The 15397-nt window shown below is 72.6% G+C and carries 13 protein-coding genes and 2 pseudogenes; 8 read left to right on the top strand and 7 right to left on the bottom strand.

Annotated elements, in window-relative coordinates:
* A pseudogene (locus tag AB0E96_RS11285) lies at positions 1-86 on the top strand (hypothetical protein); the annotation flags it as partial.
* 161 nt (positions 87-247) lie between these two features.
* Here the strand turns inward: AB0E96_RS11285 and AB0E96_RS11280 are convergent.
* Positions 248-1384 (bottom strand): annotated as a pseudogene (locus tag AB0E96_RS11280) (YfhO family protein); the annotation flags it as partial.
* A gap of 153 nt (positions 1385-1537) precedes the next feature.
* Between AB0E96_RS11280 and AB0E96_RS11275 the strand changes: the two are divergent.
* The 4 genes from AB0E96_RS11275 to cimA all read left to right on the top strand — a co-directional run bounded on the left by AB0E96_RS11275 (position 1538) and on the right by cimA (position 6464).
* Entirely contained in the window at positions 1538-2104 is a 567-nt protein-coding gene (locus AB0E96_RS11275; protein WP_359821386.1) for a Uma2 family endonuclease, read from the top strand.
* 58 nt (positions 2105-2162) lie between these two features.
* Positions 2163-3200, top strand: coding sequence for a 3-isopropylmalate dehydrogenase (locus AB0E96_RS11270; RefSeq protein WP_359821383.1), 1038 nt, complete (start codon positions 2163-2165; stop codon positions 3198-3200).
* Between the two features lie 186 nt (positions 3201-3386).
* Positions 3387-4499, top strand: a complete 1113-nt coding sequence (locus tag AB0E96_RS11265; protein ID WP_359821380.1) for a branched-chain amino acid aminotransferase — start codon at positions 3387-3389, stop codon at positions 4497-4499.
* Between the two features lie 360 nt (positions 4500-4859).
* Positions 4860-6464, top strand: coding sequence for a citramalate synthase (gene cimA / locus AB0E96_RS11260; protein ID WP_359821377.1), 1605 nt, complete (start codon positions 4860-4862; stop codon positions 6462-6464).
* An 88-nt stretch (positions 6465-6552) separates the two neighbouring features.
* Here the strand turns inward: cimA and AB0E96_RS11255 are convergent, their stop codons facing one another.
* Complete coding sequence (locus tag AB0E96_RS11255) at positions 6553-7857, bottom strand: MFS transporter (protein ID WP_359821375.1); 1305 nt, start codon at positions 7855-7857, stop codon at positions 6553-6555.
* Positions 7858-8001: 144 nt separating this feature from the next.
* Here AB0E96_RS11255 and AB0E96_RS11250 point away from each other — a divergent pair, with 144 nt between their 5' ends.
* Complete coding sequence (locus AB0E96_RS11250) at positions 8002-8583, top strand: MarR family transcriptional regulator (protein ID WP_359821372.1); 582 nt, start codon at positions 8002-8004, stop codon at positions 8581-8583.
* Between the two features lie 122 nt (positions 8584-8705).
* On the opposite strand, the gene AB0E96_RS11245 is transcribed toward AB0E96_RS11250, so the two are convergent.
* The 3 genes from AB0E96_RS11245 to AB0E96_RS11235 all read right to left on the bottom strand — a co-directional run bounded on the left by AB0E96_RS11245 (position 8706) and on the right by AB0E96_RS11235 (position 12226).
* Complete coding sequence (locus tag AB0E96_RS11245; RefSeq protein WP_359821370.1) at positions 8706-10535, bottom strand: glycosyl hydrolase family 18 protein; 1830 nt, start codon at positions 10533-10535, stop codon at positions 8706-8708.
* A gap of 313 nt (positions 10536-10848) precedes the next feature.
* On the bottom strand, positions 10849-11472 hold the full coding sequence (locus tag AB0E96_RS11240; RefSeq protein ID WP_359821368.1) for an FxLYD domain-containing protein: 624 nt from the start codon (positions 11470-11472) through the stop codon (positions 10849-10851).
* A 187-nt stretch (positions 11473-11659) separates the two neighbouring features.
* A complete protein-coding gene (locus AB0E96_RS11235) occupies positions 11660-12226 on the bottom strand; it encodes a DoxX family protein (RefSeq protein WP_359821366.1) in 567 nt (188 codons plus the stop codon).
* A gap of 274 nt (positions 12227-12500) precedes the next feature.
* Between AB0E96_RS11235 and AB0E96_RS11230 the strand changes: the two genes are divergently transcribed.
* Positions 12501-13133, top strand: a complete 633-nt coding sequence (locus AB0E96_RS11230; RefSeq protein ID WP_359821364.1) for a MarC family protein — start codon at positions 12501-12503, stop codon at positions 13131-13133.
* A gap of 82 nt (positions 13134-13215) precedes the next feature.
* Here AB0E96_RS11230 and AB0E96_RS11225 read toward each other — a convergent pair whose 3' ends face one another.
* Together AB0E96_RS11225 and AB0E96_RS11220 are read right to left on the bottom strand one after the other, a co-directional pair.
* Entirely contained in the window at positions 13216-13755 is a 540-nt protein-coding gene (locus AB0E96_RS11225; protein WP_359821362.1) for an NADPH-dependent FMN reductase, read from the bottom strand.
* A 58-nt stretch (positions 13756-13813) separates the two neighbouring features.
* Complete coding sequence (locus tag AB0E96_RS11220; protein WP_359821360.1) at positions 13814-14248, bottom strand: Lrp/AsnC family transcriptional regulator; 435 nt, start codon at positions 14246-14248, stop codon at positions 13814-13816.
* A 213-nt stretch (positions 14249-14461) separates the two neighbouring features.
* On the opposite strand from AB0E96_RS11220, the gene AB0E96_RS11215 reads away from it, so the two are divergent.
* Positions 14462-15292, top strand: a complete 831-nt coding sequence (locus AB0E96_RS11215; RefSeq protein ID WP_359821357.1) for a tryptophan 2,3-dioxygenase family protein — start codon at positions 14462-14464, stop codon at positions 15290-15292.
* Positions 15293-15397: the final 105 nt, after the last annotated feature.

The raw sequence follows: 15397 nt of genomic DNA, 5'->3' as shown, positions 1-15397 counted from the left end.
GCTTCCGGCCGACCCGCTACGACGTGCTGGGCGCGCTGATCTGCCTGGCCGGGGTGGGCGTGATCATGTACGGCCCCCGGCACTGACCCGCCGCCCCGCCGATCACCCAGGTGGCGAGGGCCGTCACCCGCCGGTCGGCGTGCCGGCGGTCCAGCAGCCACAGCGCGGCCGACAGGACGACGCCGCCGACGGCCGACAGCACCCAGGTACCCGGGTGCGCCGAGGACCGGCCCGCCGCCAGGCCGGCGACCACCGCCACCACGGCGGCGCCGCCCAGCACGGTGAGCCTGTCCGGCCGGTGCGCGAGCGAGACCCAGCCGGCCAGCACCAGCAGGCCGCTGAGCACGAAGGCCACCCGGTACGGCCCGCCGGCCGGGATCGCCAGGCCGTGCCAGACCACCACGGTCGGGGTCCAGAAGAAGCCCGCCGCCACCAGCACCAGCGCCGCGCACCACAGGGCGCGCTCGCGCGGCCGCACCCGCCGGTTGAACGGCAGCCCGCACACCACCAGCAGCCCGAAGACGCCGATCGCCACGTCCGGCAGCCGCTGACCGCCGTCGGCGGCGGGCAGCAGCCGGGCCAGGTGGGCGCCGACACCGGACGGGCCGAGCGGCTCCACCGGGGACTCCGGCTGCGCCCGGCGGGCCGCCAGGACGGAGACGAACAGCACGGGGGAGGCCAGCAGCACCCCGGCGACGGCCATGGTGACGGCCCGGCCGGTGGCGCGGACCCGCAGCCGGAACGGGTACGGGGCGGCGAACAGGCGGACGGCGAACAGCAGCGCCGCCGCCAGGGTGGCCAGCGCGGCGGTGTACAGGTTGCCCGCCCAGGCGAGCGCGACGCACAGCGCGCCGGCCACCCAGTGCCGCTCGCGCAGGCACCAGTCGGCGGCCAGGCCGAGCAGGGGCAGCGAGACCAGCCCCCAGAGCCACATCGGAGCGGCCCCGCCGACGTCCAGCACCCAGGCGCACAGCCCGTACCCGACGGCGGCGAGCGCCCGCAGCCGGCGCGGGCCGGGGTGGAGACGGCCGAGCAGCCGGGTCATCAGGGCGGTGCCGAGGCCGATGGTGGCCAGGGTGACCAGCAGGACGGCGAGCCGGCCCTGGTCGCGGGGGAGGAGCGCGGCGGGCCAGGAGAAGGGGTTCATCAGGTAGGCGAAGAAGTCCGCCAGGAACGGGGCGCCGTAGCCGCTGTTCCAATCGACCAGCAGGTCCCCGGCCGCCTGCCCGTGCAGCAGGTCCCACAGGTGGGCGTGGTACGGCAGCGCCACCGCCTCCACCCCGGCCGGCCACCGCCCGCTCAGCCCGACCGCCAGCCCGTACCCGCCCGCGGCCAGCCCCGCCGCACCCCCGCAGACCAGCACCTCCCGCCGCCGCTCGCCCATCCGCACCCCGTCCACGTGCTCCGCCGAACCCCGCCACCCTAAGCACGCCTCCGCGCGCCACCGGTCACGCGCGCCCCCTCGAAAGGGTGACGCCCGGGGAAGCCCGGCCGAGTAGCCTGAGAGGGCCGTCAGGATCCCCGCATGGGAGGAACCATGAGCATCGCGCCGTACCCCGACTGGATTCGGCCTCCTGCTGGTGGCTACACCGCAGAGGACCTTGACCGGCTGCCTGATCTCCCGCCGCACACCGAGCTGATCGACGGGAGCCTGATCTTCGTGAGCCCGCAGACCGCGTTCCACATGCGCACCCTCCGAAGGCTGGAACGCGCTCTGGAAGACGCTGTGCCGGAGGGGTGGGACGTCTGGCGGGAGATGACGGTGAGGCTGGACCGCCGCAACCGCCCGGAGCCGGACCTCCTCGTGGTCGACGAGCGGGGAGTCACCGGCCCGAAGCAGACCTTCTGCGAAGCGGAAGACGTCCTGTTGGCGGTCGAGGTCGTGTCCGAGGAGTCGGAGGAACGGGACCGGGACACCAAGCCCCGGAAGTACGCGGCCGCAGGGATCAGGCACTTCTGGCGGGTGGAGAGCGACGATGCGGGAAAGCCGGTCGTCTACGTCTATGAGCTCGATCCCTCCACGCGTGGTTATGTGGTTGCGGGCATCTACCACAAGCAGCTGAAGGTCGATCAGCCGTTCCAGGTCGAGATCGACCTGACCTGACCGTCCGCATGGTGGACGGTGGGTGTCAGTACCTGGGACGGCGGAGTAGGGTCCGAGCATGTCTCGCACCATTCGTCTCGCAGTTGTCCCCGGTGACGGCATCGGCCAGGAAGTGGTGGCCGAAGGCCTCAAGGTCCTGGGTGCCGCGCTTCCCGCCGACGTGAAGCTGGAGACCACCGAGTACGACCTCGGTGCCCGGCGCTACCACCGGACCGGTGAGACGCTTCCGGACGACGTGCTGGCGGAGCTGAAGTCGCACGACGCGATCCTGCTGGGCGCCATCGGCGACCCGAGCGTGCCGTCGGGCGTGCTGGAGCGGGGGCTGCTGCTCAAGCTGCGGTTCGCCTTCGACCACCACATCAACCTGCGTCCGGGCCGGCTCTTCCCCGGGGTGCAGGGCCCGCTGGGCGGTGAGCCGGAGATCGACTTCGTGGTCGTCCGCGAGGGCACCGAGGGCCCGTACGTCGGCAACGGCGGCACGCTGCGCACCGGGACGCCGCAGGAGGTGGCCACCGAGGTCAGCCTGAACACCGCGTACGGCATCGAGCGCGTGGTGCGCGACGCCTACCGCCGGGCGCAGGCGCGGCCGCGCAAGAAGCTCACCCTGGTGCACAAGAACAACGTGCTGGTGCACGCCGGGCACCTGTGGACGCGGATCTTCGCCGAGGTCGGCAGGGAGTTCCCCGAGGTCACCACCGACTACCTGCACGTCGACGCGGCGACCATCTTCTTCGTCACCCAGCCGGAGCGGTTCGACGTCATCGTCACCGACAACCTGTTCGGCGACATCCTGACCGACCTGGCCGCCGCCGTCACCGGTGGGATCGGTCTGGCCGCGAGCGGCAACATCAACCCGAGCGGCGAGTTCCCGTCCATGTTCGAGCCGGTGCACGGTTCGGCGCCGGACATCGCCGGCCAGGGCAAGGCCGACCCGACGGCCACCGTGCTGTCGGTCGCCATGCTGCTGGAGCACCTCGGCTTCGCCGCCGAGGCCGCCACGGTGGAGGCCGCCGTCGCGGCGGACCTGGCCGAGCGCTCCGGCGCCCGCAGCACCTCCGAGGTCGGCGACGCGCTCGCCGCCCGAGTATCCGGCTGAGGGGCCGGATCGCGCATAACCGCAGCTTGCGGCCCTGGAAACAGGGCGGGCAGCTGTTCGGCACGGCCCTCTGGATGCGAGTATCGACAGTGGGTCGTGCCGTTGTGCGTTCATTCCGGCGAATCTTGCCGAAACGTTTCCGCAGCGGTGGCGGCCCGGACCAACCCCACGGTGAAGGAAACAGCCATGAGCACGGCCACCCAGGCGCCCATCACGTTCGACCTCAAGCCCTCCGCCCACCCGCTGCCCGCCGCGGAGCGCGAGGCCCGGCTGGCCAACCCCGGCTTCGGCCGGGTCTTCACCGACCACATGGTCACCATCCGCTGGACCGAGGGCGTGGGCTGGCACGACGCCCAGCTGACGCCGTACGCGCCGCTGGAGATCGACCCGGCGAACATGACCCTGCACTACGGCCAGGCGATCTTCGAGGGCCTCAAGGCCTACCGCCAGGCCGACGGCTCCATCGCCACCTTCCGTCCGGAGGCCAACGCCGCCCGCTTCCAGGCCTCGGCCCGCCGCCTGGCGATGCCGGAGCTGCCGGTGGAGGCCTTCGTCGAGGCCGTCGAGCTGCTGGTCCGCCAGGAGCAGGACTGGGTGCCGAACGAGCCGGAGCAGAGCCTGTACCTGCGCCCGTTCATGTTCGCCACCGAGGTCGGTCTGGGCGTCCGCCCGGCCAACTCCTACCTGTTCATGATCATCGCCTCGCCGGCCGGCGCCTACTTCCAGGGCGGCGTCAAGCCGGTCTCGGTCTGGCTGTCCAAGGAGTACGTCCGGGCCGCCCCCGGCGGCACCGGCGCCGCCAAGTGCGCGGGCAACTACGCCGCCTCTCTGGTCGCCCAGGCCCAGGCCGCCGAGAAGGGCTGCGACCAGGTCGTCTGGCTGGACGCCGCCGAGCACCGGTGGATCGAGGAGATGGGCGGGATGAACCTGTACTTCGTCTTCGGCGAGGGCGAGGACGCCAGGATCGTCACCCCGGAGCTGTCCGGCGCCCTGCTGCCCGGCATCACCCGCGACTCGCTGCTCCAGCTGGCCGCCGACCTCGGCTACGCCGTCGAGGAGCGCCGGATCTCCACCGACGAGTGGCAGCAGGCGAACGCCGACGGCACCCTCACCGAGGTCTTCGCCTGCGGCACCGCGGCCGTCATCACCCCGGTCGGCTCGGTGAAGTCCGCCGCCGCGGACTGGACCGTCGGCACCGGCGAGCCCGGCCCGGTCACCATGGAGCTGCGCAAGGCGCTGCTGTCGATCCAGGGCGGCCGGACCCCGGACACCCACCGCTGGCTGCACAAGATCGTCTGATCCCGGCGATCCCCGCGGGCCCGGCCCGCGCGTCCCGCATCGCGAGACGCGCGGGCCGGATCCCGGAACCTGTGCAAGACTCCGAACGTGTCCTCGCTGTCGCTGATTATTAGCAGCAGGCGCGCCGGTCCGCAGTGACCGCTCCCGCACGACCCGATGCGGAGCGACCACTAGCGTCCAGACCCGCGCGCAGACCTCTCGCACCCGCGAGGGGTCTTTTTGTTTCTCCCGGACCGGCCGACGGCCCCCACAAGGGGCCCGGGGACACCGGGACCGCGCGCGGGACCATGGACAGTGGAGCCGGGACGGAAAGTCCGGCAGAGCACCACCCAACCTCCCCGAAACGGAGAACCAGGGGTCATGACCGAGGTCACCCGTACCGACGACAGTTTCCACGTGTTCGACACCACGCTGCGCGACGGAGCGCAGCGCGAGGGCATCAACCTCACGGTGGCGGACAAGCTGGCCATCGCCCGGCACCTGGACGAGTTCGGGGTCGGTTTCATCGAGGGCGGCTGGCCGGGGGCGAACCCGCGCGACACCGAGTTCTTCGCCCGCGCCGCCGCCGAGCTGGAGCTGGAGCACGCCCGGCTGGTCGCCTTCGGCGCCACCCGACGGGCCGGCGGCAAGGCGGCGGAGGACCCGCAGCTGGCCGCGCTGGTCGCCTCCGGCGCCCCGGTGATCACCCTGGTGGCCAAGGCGCACGACCGGCACGTGGAGCTCGCGCTGCGCACCACCCTGGACGAGAACCTGGAGATGGTCCGGGACAGCGTCGAGTTCCTGCGCTCCCGGGACCGGCGGGTGTTCATCGACTGCGAGCACTTCTTCGACGGCTACCAGGCGAACCCCGAGTACGCCGTGTCGGTGGTGCGCACCGCGCACGAGGCCGGCGCGGACGTGGTGGTGCTCTGCGACACCAACGGCGGGATGCTGCCCGGCGGCGTCCGGGAGATCGTCGCCGACGTGCTCGCCAGGACGGGCGCCCGGCTCGGCATCCACGCCCAGGACGACACCGGCTGCGCGGTGGCCAACACCCTGGCCGCGGTGGACGCCGGCGCGACCCACGTGCAGTGCACCGCCAACGGCTACGGCGAGCGGGTCGGCAACGCCAACCTGTTCCCGGTGGTCGGCGCGCTGGAGATCAAGTACGACCGCCGGGTGCTGCCCGAGGGCCGGCTGGCCGAGATGACCCGGATCTCGCACGCGATCGCCGAACTGGTCAACCTGACCCCCTCCACCCACCAGCCGTACGTCGGCTACTCGGCCTTCGCCCACAAGGCGGGCCTGCACGCCTCCGCGATCAAGGTCGACCCGGACCTGTACCAGCACATCGACCCCGAGCGGGTCGGCAACACCATGCGGATGCTGGTCTCCGACATGGCCGGCCGGGCCTCCGTCGAGCTCAAGGGCAAGGAACTCGGCTACGACCTGTCCAGCGACCGGGACCTGGCGGGCCGGGTGGTGGCCAAGGTGAAGGAGCAGGAGAACCTCGGCTACACCTACGAGTCCGCCGACGCCTCCTTCGAACTGCTGCTGCGCGACGAGGTGCGCGGCGGCCGGGACCGCTTCTACACCCTGGAGTCCTGGCGGACCATCAGCGAGCAGGGGCCGAAGGGCTTCACCGGCAACGAGGCCACCGTCAAGCTGTGGGCCAAGGGCGAGCGCCGGATTGCCACCGGCGAGGGCAACGGCCCGGTCAACGCGCTGGACCAGGCGCTGCGCGCGGCCCTGGAGGGCATCTACCCGCCGCTGGCCACCTTCGAGCTGGTGGACTACAAGGTCCGCATCCTGGAGGGCCAGCACGGCACCGGCTCCAAGACCCGGGTGCTGATCGAGTCCACCGACGGCAACGCCACCTGGTCGACGGTCGGCGTGGCCGACAACGTGGTCGCCGCCTCCTGGCTGGCGCTGGAGGACGCCTACACCTACGGGCTGATCCGGGCCGGCCTGGAGCCGACCGAGTAGCGGCCCCGAACGCACCGGTGGCCCGCGGGGCGCCCCCCCCCGGGCCCCGGGCCCCCCCCCGTCTCGAACGCCCTGGCGGGCCGTTCCGCTACGCGGCGGTCTGCAGTTCCCGGACGGCGACGGTGTGTGCCACGGCCGGGGCCGCGTTGTCCTGCTCCGGCGTGAGGTGCGGGCGCAGCCGCAGCGCCAGGGCGACGATCAGCACCGTGGAGCCCGCCATGGCCGCCAGGTAGAGCGGCCAGGTGCCGGAGCCGACCAGCAGCACGCCGACGGCGGGGCCGACCGCGATCGCGATCTGCTTCACCAGGGAGTACCCGGCGTTGTAGGTGCCGAGCAGCCGGGCCGGGGCGAGGTCCGCGACGATCGGGCCCATGGTGGGCGCCAGCAGCGACTCGCCGACGCCGAAGAGGGCGTAGATCGAGACGATGGCGACCGTGGCGGCCATGGTCTCCGTCCGGATCAGGCCGGCCACCAGGGCCATCGCCCAGGCCGCCAGCCAGACCACGCCGGCCGCGGCCATCGCGGTGGTGCGGCGGCGGCGCGCGGTGATCCGCACCATGAACATCTGGAGCACCACGATGGTCAGCGCGTTGGCGCCGATCGCGAAGCCCAGGGTGGAGGGCGCGGTGCCGACGGTGTCGGTGGCGAAGGCCGCGACACCGGACTCGAACTGGCCGTAGCAGGTGAAGAAGATCAGCCCGGCGAGGATGCTGAGCCGCACCATCGCCTTGTCGGCGAGCAGGGCGCGCAGGCCCGTCGGGCCGTCGGCCTTGCCGTGGACGGCCGTCAGCTGGACCTTGGGCATCCGGGCGGTGCCGGTGACCAGGGCGAGGCCGAGGAACGTCGCCGCCTCGATGGTGAACAGCCGGGTGAGGCTGGCCGGGTCGGACACGTTCACGATCTGCCCGCCGACCAGCGCACCGATGCCCATGCCCAGGTTGACCAGGGTGAACTGGAGCGCGAAGGCGTGCGAGCGGGTGGCGGCCGTGGAGCAGCGGACGATCATGGTGGCGAGCGCCGGCTGGCAGGTGGTGACACCCGCGCCGAACAGGAAGGAGGAGACCAGCAGGGCCGGGGTGCCGGTGGCGTGGCCGAAGGCGAACGCCCCGGTGGCGGCGAGCGCCGTACCGGCCAGCAGCACCGGGCGGGGGCCGTACCTGTCGATGCCGCGGCCGGTGAACGGGAGGACGGCGAGGGCCGCCAGGGCGAAGACGGTGAACACCATCCCGGCCGCCAGCGAACCCAGCCCGCGCACCTGGTCCACGTACACGAACATGTACGGCATCGTGAACCCGCTGCCGAACGCGCTGAGCGCGTTGCCGATCTGGACGCGGCGCAGCGGGCCGCCCGCTCCACGCCGCTGCTGCCTCTGCTGCTTCACCGTGCCGGTCACCGTGCACATCCCTTCCTGGTTTCAACTGGATACTCTTAAGTCCAGAAGATTTCAGAGCTAAAGTTTGACGAGATAAAGTCTTAGCACCGGAAGAGTGCGGAGTCAAAGGCTTAAGGAGTGCACAGTCGTGGGAGACTGGTCCGCATGACTACGGACAAGCCGCGGCCGGCTGCCGGCAAGCCCGCTCCGGCCACCCCCCTGGAGTTCGGCATCGCGGAGCAAGTGGCCCTCTACCAGCGGGAGTTCCCCACCGTCGACCCCCAGGTGGAGACCATCGTGCAGACCCTCAACCGGGTCTCCCGGCGGATGGGCGTCGCGTACGACCGCCAGCTGACTGTGCTCGGAATCACCTCCGCCGAGTGGGAGGTGCTCAAGGCCCTGGTGGTCGCCGGCAGCCCCTACCAGCTGGGGCCGGGCGAGCTGGCCAAGCGGCTCGGGCTCACCCCGGCGGCGATGACCCACCGGATCGACCGGATGGTGGCCGACGGCCTGGTCACCCGGGAGCGGGACGAGACCAACCGGGTGCGGGTGATCATCGAGCTGACCGAGTCCGGCCGGGACAAGTGGCTGGAGTCGATGCGGATGGCGGCGGTGTTCGAGGAGGAGCTGCTCCAGGACGTCGCGGGCGAGGACCGCTCCGCGCTCTCCGCGATGCTGGGCCGGATGCTGCGGCGGATCGAGGAGAGCCAGCCGGACGCGCTCGGGCGCACCGCCGACCTGGCGTAGCGCAGGCGGCCCGGAACGCGAACGGGTCCGGCCCGCCGGGAGGATGATCCTCCCGGCGGGCCGGACTCGTCACTTCGGGTGCCGCGGGGGTCCGTCAGGCCCCCCGGCGGTCGGGTCGGACGTCAGCAGGCGCCGTTGTCGGTCCAGACGCCCCACTGGCCGCTCTGGCTCGGGTCGTCGCCCTTGGTCCACCACTTGTTGGTGTAGTAGTGGCCCTTCCAGGAGACCTTGGTGCCGCCGGCCGCGTAGGTGGTGTTCGCGTCCCAGCTCGGGGCGGCCGGGCAGGAGGCCGGCGTGGTCGGGGTGCCGGTCGGCGTACCGGTCGGGGTGCCCGTGGGGGTGCCGGTCGGGGTGCCGGTCGGCGTACCGGTGGGGGTGCCGGTCGAGGTCGGGGTCGGGGTCGGCGTGCCGGTCGGCGGGGCCGGGCAGGCGGAGGCGGAGCCGTTGGTGGCGCTCACCATCTTGTCGAACAGGGCGGTCTTGGTGCCCAGGTCGTACAGCGAGAAGGCGAAGGCGCCGCCGAGGCCGTTGCAGTGCGCGTAGTCGAGCTTGGCCTGGATCGACTTGGCGTCCTCACCGCTCCAGAAGGTGTTGCCGTCGTAGAAGTACGTGGCCTGCGCCGCGTCGTCCCAGAAGGTCTTGGACGGGTTGTCGACGAAGCCCGCGAGCTCCTTGAACATCTGGATGCCGGGGACGTTGCCGGACATCGCCGCGCCGGCCGCCGGCTGGGTGGCCGGCTGGTACAGGCCGTGCTTGCCGTTGTCCTTCACGCCGGTCCAGCCGCGGTAGTAGAACGGCACACCCATGTTGATCTTGTTGGCGGGGAAGCCGCCGGGGATGCCGTACTCCTTGTCGCCGACCGTCCACGCCTTGATGGCGTTGTCGATCGAGTACTTGCCGTTGCCCGGCTTGGCCGGGGTCGACGGGTCGTCCGGGGTGGAGTAGAGCGCGGCCTGGTGGTTGGTCGGGCCCTGGGCGTCCCAACCGCCGTGCATGTCGTAGGTCATGACGTCGAGGAAGGTCAGGTACTGACCGATCTTGTCGGTCTCGACGTTCATGATCTTGTCCTGGCCGGCGCCGACCGCCGCCGCCAGGGCGTAGGTCTTCTTGTCGGCCACGCCCTGCGCGTCCAGCTGGGTGCGGAACTCCTTCAGCAGCGCGGTGAAGTTCTGCTTGTCCGCCGGGCTGGAGATGTTGCCGGTGTGGCCGCCGCCGCCCGGGTACTCCCAGTCGATGTCGATGCCGTCGAAGACGCCGGCCGCCGAGCCCGGGCCGCCGAAGCCGGCGTCGTTGGGCAGGTTGCCCTTGATGAACATGTCGATGCAGGACGACACCAGGTGCTTGCGCGAGGCGTCCGTGGCCGAGGCCGGCGAGAAGTACTTGGAGTAGGTCCAACCACCGATCGAGAGCAGGACCTTGAGGTTGGGGTTCTTCGCCTTCAGCTTCTTCAGCTGGTTGAAGTTGCCCGCGATCGGCTGGTTCCAGACGTCGCCGACGCCGTCGACCGAGATGTCCGCGCCGAAGCTCTTCTGGTAGTCGGCGAACGCGTCCGCGGCGCCGTCACCCGCGTTGGGGTTGTTGTCGTTCGTGTCCGCGGCCTTGGTGGCCTCGAAACAGCCCAGGTCGGTCGGGTGGATGTTGGCGAAGTCGTAGATCAGGTAGTCCAGCTTCCCGGCGACGCCGGTGTCCTGGATCGTCTTGGGGTAGTACGCGTTCGCGTAGACCGACCACTGGTCGTAGTACGCGACCTTGATGCCGCCGCTGGTGGCGGGCGCACCGGTGGAGTTGGTGGTCGCGGCGTTGGCCGCGCCGCCGCCGGACAGCGCGAGGCCGGCGCCGAGCAGCAGGGAGGCGGTGGTGCCGGCCGCGATGGCGGCCATGCTCTTGGGGCGGCGTCGGCGGCCGCCCTGCGGAGCCGGGGTCCCGGCCCTTTCAATGCGTGAGCGCAGCATGGGTGCGTGACTCCTGGTTGTGGGGGTTCCCGTCGCCCCGGGGGCGCGCGTCCGGGGTGGGGCCGGACGACCGGGACATGACAGGCGTGGGTGGGGAATCGAGCGGATCAGGCCATGACGGACTACCGGGATGTGCCGAACCGGCGCCGACGGCGCGAGGCCGCCGACGCCGGTTCAGGGGCTCCCTGCACCTGGGCAATAAAAATGGACTAGACCAACTCACCCGTCAAGGGGTGCTGTTGGGCCTTGAGCCCCGCTTAAGGTTCCACGCCCGCGCTGAGCTGGGCGGCTGTGACCGGAGCCGGTGGCGGAGTCAGTAGCGGATGGCGTTGGCCACCTCGGCCTTGACCGTGCCGGACAGGTTCCGGTTGGCGTGCCCGGTGGCCTGGGCGCTCTGCCCGGCGGCCACGTCCTGGACGGTCACCGCCGTCGCGTCCACCACCTTGCCCGACTCGTCGGTGAAGTTCAGCTGGATCACGTACCGGTACGACTGCTGCCCGTGGTTGGTGACGGTCAGCGGTACCTGCGGCTTGCCGTCCGACCCGGTCGTCACCGCGCCGAGCGCGACGTCCCCCTTGGCGTCCAGCCCGCCCTTGACCCCGGCGACGGCCGAGGAGGCCGCCGACACCGCCGCCGAGGCCTGCGCCTCCGCCGAGGCGATCGCCGCGCCCGCCCCGCCGGCCACCGAGGCCAGCGCCGAGGCGGCCGAGGCCGCGGCGCTCGCGCCCTTCTTCACCTCGGCCGCCGCCGAGGAGGCCACGCTCTCAGCGCTCTTGCCGGAGGAGCAGCCCGCCAGCACCGCGGCGCCCGCCACCGCCACCGCCGACACCCAGGCCACCGCACGTCGTCGGCGCCGCACCACCGGTGCGTCCAGGTCCTGCGCGGTGGCCCTCGGCGGGGTCGGGAAGCTGGCGCGGGTGAGCGGCTGGCGGTCCATGCGGTCCCTCGTTTCCGGGTCGGCGCCGGGCTGCCCGGCACACCTCCCCGCCACCATCCGAGGGCCCGCCGACCGCCGCCAGCAGGGCTGCTGCCTCCGGGTGAACCGGCCCGCGGACGGCACCGGCCCGCGGACGCCTCCGGGGCCGCCCGCACCGGCCCCGGAGGCGTCCGCTTCGCGGGCCCGGCTAGGAGAGCCCCGAGCCCTCCTGCGAGTCCGCCTCCACCGCCGCCCGCTCCTCGCGCAGCCGCACCACGTGCCGGCGCCGCGCGACCACGCCGTACGCCCCGGCGACACTCGCCACGAAGGACACCAGGCCGACCCACGGCCGGTCGAAGACGTGGCCGGTCAGGTGGTCCAGCGAGTACCGGCCGGCCCCGGCCAGGCCGATCGCCAGCCCGGTCGCACCGAGGAAGGCCGGGTACTCGTAGCCGCCGGACATGGCGAAGAAGCCGGCCGGCGCGTGCACCGACACCGCCCCCGCCATCGTCCCGGCCACCACCGCGCCGGCCGCCGGGGTGGCCAGCCCGGCCACCAGCAGCGCGCCGCCGCCCGCCTCGCCGAGGCCGGCCGCGAGCGCGCTCTCCCGGGCGGGGTGGAACCCCATCTGCTCCATGGCCTGGGTGGCGCCCTCCAGGCCGCCTCCCCCGAACCAGCCGAACAGCTTCTGGGTGCCGTGCGCGATCAGCACCCCGCCGACCGCGCTGCGCAGGGCCAGCAGGCCCAGGTCCTTACGGTTCGGGCACACGCTCATGTCGCATCCTCGCTTCCACGGCAAAGGGGCCCGCTCGGAGGCGGTCCTGCCTCCATAGCAACCGAGGGCGCCCGCCCCTTCGACTCGGGGCCGCCATCCGGGCGAATCCGCCCCCGACCAGGAATGAACCGCACGGGGGACGAACCGCACGGGGGACGAACCCCACGGGAAGGAACCGCACGGGGAGGACACACACGGGGAGAGATGCACGCCACGCCCGGCCGCGGGGCGTGGCGGACCGACCGCCCGGGGGTCCGCGGTCATGCTGGGGCCCATGTTCGTCTTCAACCTGGGCAGTGCCTTCATCACCTTCTTCGCCGTGGTCGGCCCGCCGAAGACCCTGCTGGCCTTCGCCCGGCTGGCCGGGACCCGGAGCAATCTGGAGCTGCGCCGGCTGGCGGCGCTGAGCACGGCCATCTCCGCGGTGATCGGGCTGGTGCTCGGCTTCGGGGCGGACGAGCTGACCACCCTGTTCCACATCAGCGACCAGTCCCTCCAGCTCGCGGGCGGGGCGATCTTCTTCGTGTACGCCGTCGCGCTGGTCTTCGGCGTCCACCTCGGCTCGGACGGCGAGGAGGACGACCACCTGGCGAACCCGCTGGTGGACGGCATCCGCGAACTGCTGCTGCCGTACATCGCCAGCCCACTGGCCATCACGGCCGTCCTGGTCGCCTCGCTCAACCAGGACAACTGGGGCTGGAAGGCCGCCGTCTCCGGGGCGTACGTCGCCGTCGCGGTGATCAACTACCTCTGCGTGGCAGTGCTCGCGCCGCTGATGCGCCGCACCCACCGCACCTCGCTGGAGGTGCTCTCCCGGCTGCTCGGGCTGCTGCTGGCGGCGGTCGGCGTCGAGCTGTTCCTGGAGGGCCTGGCCGGGCTCGGGGTGCACCTGCCGGCGGCGCACTGAGCCGGCGGCACGGAGCCTCGGCAGCGAGCCGCGGACCGCGGGCCCGGTGCCCGTCGGCCGGCCGGCACCCGGCCGGCCCCGGTCAGGGCGCCGAGAGGACGGCCAGCACCTCGCCGATCCGCTCGCGCACCAGCGGGTCGGCGACCAGGCCGTCCGGGCCGACCGCGCCGCGCTCCAGCGGAAGCCGGACGCAGGCCCCCTCCCGGACCGCCGCGCCGGTGTAGCCGAGGACGGTGCGCAGGGTGGCCTCGGCCCCCAGGCCGCGGCCCGGTCCCGCGGCGTTGATCCAGCCGGTCGGCTTGTCCGAGATCTCGACCCCGCCGACCGTCCAGTCCAGCAGGTTCTTGAAGGCGCCCGGCAGCGTCCCGGCGTACTCGGGGGTGCAGACCAGCAGGGCGTCGGCCGCCTCGATCGCGGCCCGCAGCGCGGCCACCGGTTCCGGCAGCGGATCGGTGTCGTGGTCCGGGTTGAAGTGCGGCAGCCCGGCCAGCCCGTCGTAGTACGCGGTCCGCAGGCCCGGGGTGGCGGCCGCCACCGCGGCCGCGGTCCGCAGCACGGTCTCGTTGACGGAACCGGCCCGCAGGCTCCCCGGCAGCAGCAGGATGTGGCGCTCGTTCGGCATGCCGGGCAACCTACTCCCTGACGTCCGCGTCAACGCCAGGCGGCGCCCGGGCGGGCGCTCAGCGCGGCACCACCGGCCGCCAGGGCACCGGGCTGGAGAGGATCATCGAGCTGGCCGGCTGGCCGTAGCCGCCGAGCCGGTCGCACACCGCCTCGAACTCGGCCATCGTCGAGACCGCGACCAGCAGCACGCAGCACGCCCCGCCGGTGACCCGGTGCAGCTGGATCACCTCCGGCCAGGTCGGCACCTCCGGGTCGCGCAGCACGCAGCGCGGGCCGTAGCACTGGATCTGGACCAGCGCGGTGATCGGCAGCCCGGCCCGGGTGAGGTCCACGTGGGCGTGGTAACCGCTGATCACGCCCTCGGACTCCAGCCGCCGGACCCGTTCGGCCACCGCGGGTGCGGACAGGCTCACCCGGCGGGAGAGTTCGTTGTAGGAGAGCCGGGCGTCGGCCTGGAGCTCGGCGAGCAGACGGCGGTCGACGGCGTCCAAGGCGACCTCCCGGTGGTCGGGATCAAGGGTTTTCCATTTGCAAGGCGAATCGGCCGAACGCCTTGCGAACGAAAGCTCCGAAGGCGGTTGCGATGCCCGCCGACCATTCAAGCGGGAGGCACCCCCGCCGCACAATGGGCACCCGGTGGAACCCGGCAGTCCGGCTGGTCACCGCACCGGGCGACGGGGCCCGGAGGATCAGGAGGTATCGGGATGGGGCACGACACGGTGGAGAAGCCCAACCTGTCGTTCGGTCGGGGCGGGGCGCCGGCCCGGGGCACCCCCTACGCCCGGTACGCGCGCCTGGAGGAGCTGCACGGCCTGCAGCACCCGCTCAGCGAGGAACCGGCCGAGCTGTCGTTCATCGTCACCACCCAGGTGATGGAGCTGCTGTTCGACCTGCTGCGGCACGAGTGGACGCTGGCCCGGCAGGCGCTGCGCGAGGACGACCTGACCGCCGCGCTGGCCGCGCTGCGCCGGAGCACCCACGCGCAGGACGTGCTGGTGGAGTCCTGGGACCTGCTGGCCACCATGACCCCGCGCGAGTTCAACTCCTTCCGCTCGCTGTTCGGTGAGGCCTCCGGCTTCCAGTCCGCCGCCTTCCTGCAGCTGGAGTTCCTGCTCGGCAACAAGAACGCCGCGCTGCTGAAGATGTACGACGGGATGCCCGACACCCAGGCCGAGCTGACCGAGGCGCTGCGCTCCCCCGGTCTGTACGACGAGGCCCTGGAGCTCCTGGCGCGCCGCGGCCTGGCCCCGCACCGGTCGCCCTCCGAGCAGCGCTACCAACCGTCCGCGGAGGTCGAGGCGGCCTGGCGGCGGGTCTACACCGAACCGGAGCCGGCCGACCTCCAGCCGCTCGGCGAGGCCCTGCTGGACGTGGCCGAGCGGGTCACCCGGTGGCGCCAGCGCCACCTCTCCACGGTCAAGCGGACCATGGGCGGCAAGCCGGGATCGGGCGGCTCCAGCGGGCTGGCCTGGCTGCGGAAGTCGGCCGAGCAGGACGTGTTCCCGGAGCTGTGGACGATCCGGGACGGCCTGTGACGGGCACACCCCGGACGGGCCCGGACACCACGGGCACGGGCACGGGCACAACGGGCAGGACGGGCCCGGGCACGACCGGCACGGGCAGGACGGGCACGACCGCCC

The organism is Kitasatospora sp. NPDC036755 (assembly GCF_040636595.1).
GTDB lineage: Bacteria > Actinomycetota > Actinomycetes > Streptomycetales > Streptomycetaceae > Kitasatospora.
This window is presented reverse-complemented; position numbering and strand designations above follow the sequence as displayed.

What these genes read in the sequence shown, in the direction of transcription:
- AB0E96_RS11275 (WP_359821386.1), top strand. Translation starts at nt 1,538, where the DNA reads ATGAGCATCGCGCCGTACCCCGACTGGATTCGGCCTCCTGCTGGTGGC.
- AB0E96_RS11270 (WP_359821383.1), top strand. Translation starts at nt 2,163, where the DNA reads ATGTCTCGCACCATTCGTCTCGCAGTTGTCCCCGGTGACGGCATCGGC.
- AB0E96_RS11265 (WP_359821380.1), top strand. Translation starts at nt 3,387, where the DNA reads ATGAGCACGGCCACCCAGGCGCCCATCACGTTCGACCTCAAGCCCTCC.
- cimA (WP_359821377.1), top strand. Translation starts at nt 4,860, where the DNA reads ATGACCGAGGTCACCCGTACCGACGACAGTTTCCACGTGTTCGACACC.
- AB0E96_RS11250 (WP_359821372.1), top strand. Translation starts at nt 8,002, where the DNA reads ATGACTACGGACAAGCCGCGGCCGGCTGCCGGCAAGCCCGCTCCGGCC.
- AB0E96_RS11245 (WP_359821370.1), bottom strand. Translation starts at nt 10,535, where the DNA reads ATGCTGCGCTCACGCATTGAAAGGGCCGGGACCCCGGCTCCGCAGGGC.
- AB0E96_RS11240 (WP_359821368.1), bottom strand. Translation starts at nt 11,472, where the DNA reads ATGGACCGCCAGCCGCTCACCCGCGCCAGCTTCCCGACCCCGCCGAGG.
- AB0E96_RS11235 (WP_359821366.1), bottom strand. Translation starts at nt 12,226, where the DNA reads ATGAGCGTGTGCCCGAACCGTAAGGACCTGGGCCTGCTGGCCCTGCGC.
- AB0E96_RS11230 (WP_359821364.1), top strand. Translation starts at nt 12,501, where the DNA reads ATGTTCGTCTTCAACCTGGGCAGTGCCTTCATCACCTTCTTCGCCGTG.
- AB0E96_RS11225 (WP_359821362.1), bottom strand. Translation starts at nt 13,755, where the DNA reads ATGCCGAACGAGCGCCACATCCTGCTGCTGCCGGGGAGCCTGCGGGCC.
- AB0E96_RS11215 (WP_359821357.1), top strand. Translation starts at nt 14,462, where the DNA reads ATGGGGCACGACACGGTGGAGAAGCCCAACCTGTCGTTCGGTCGGGGC.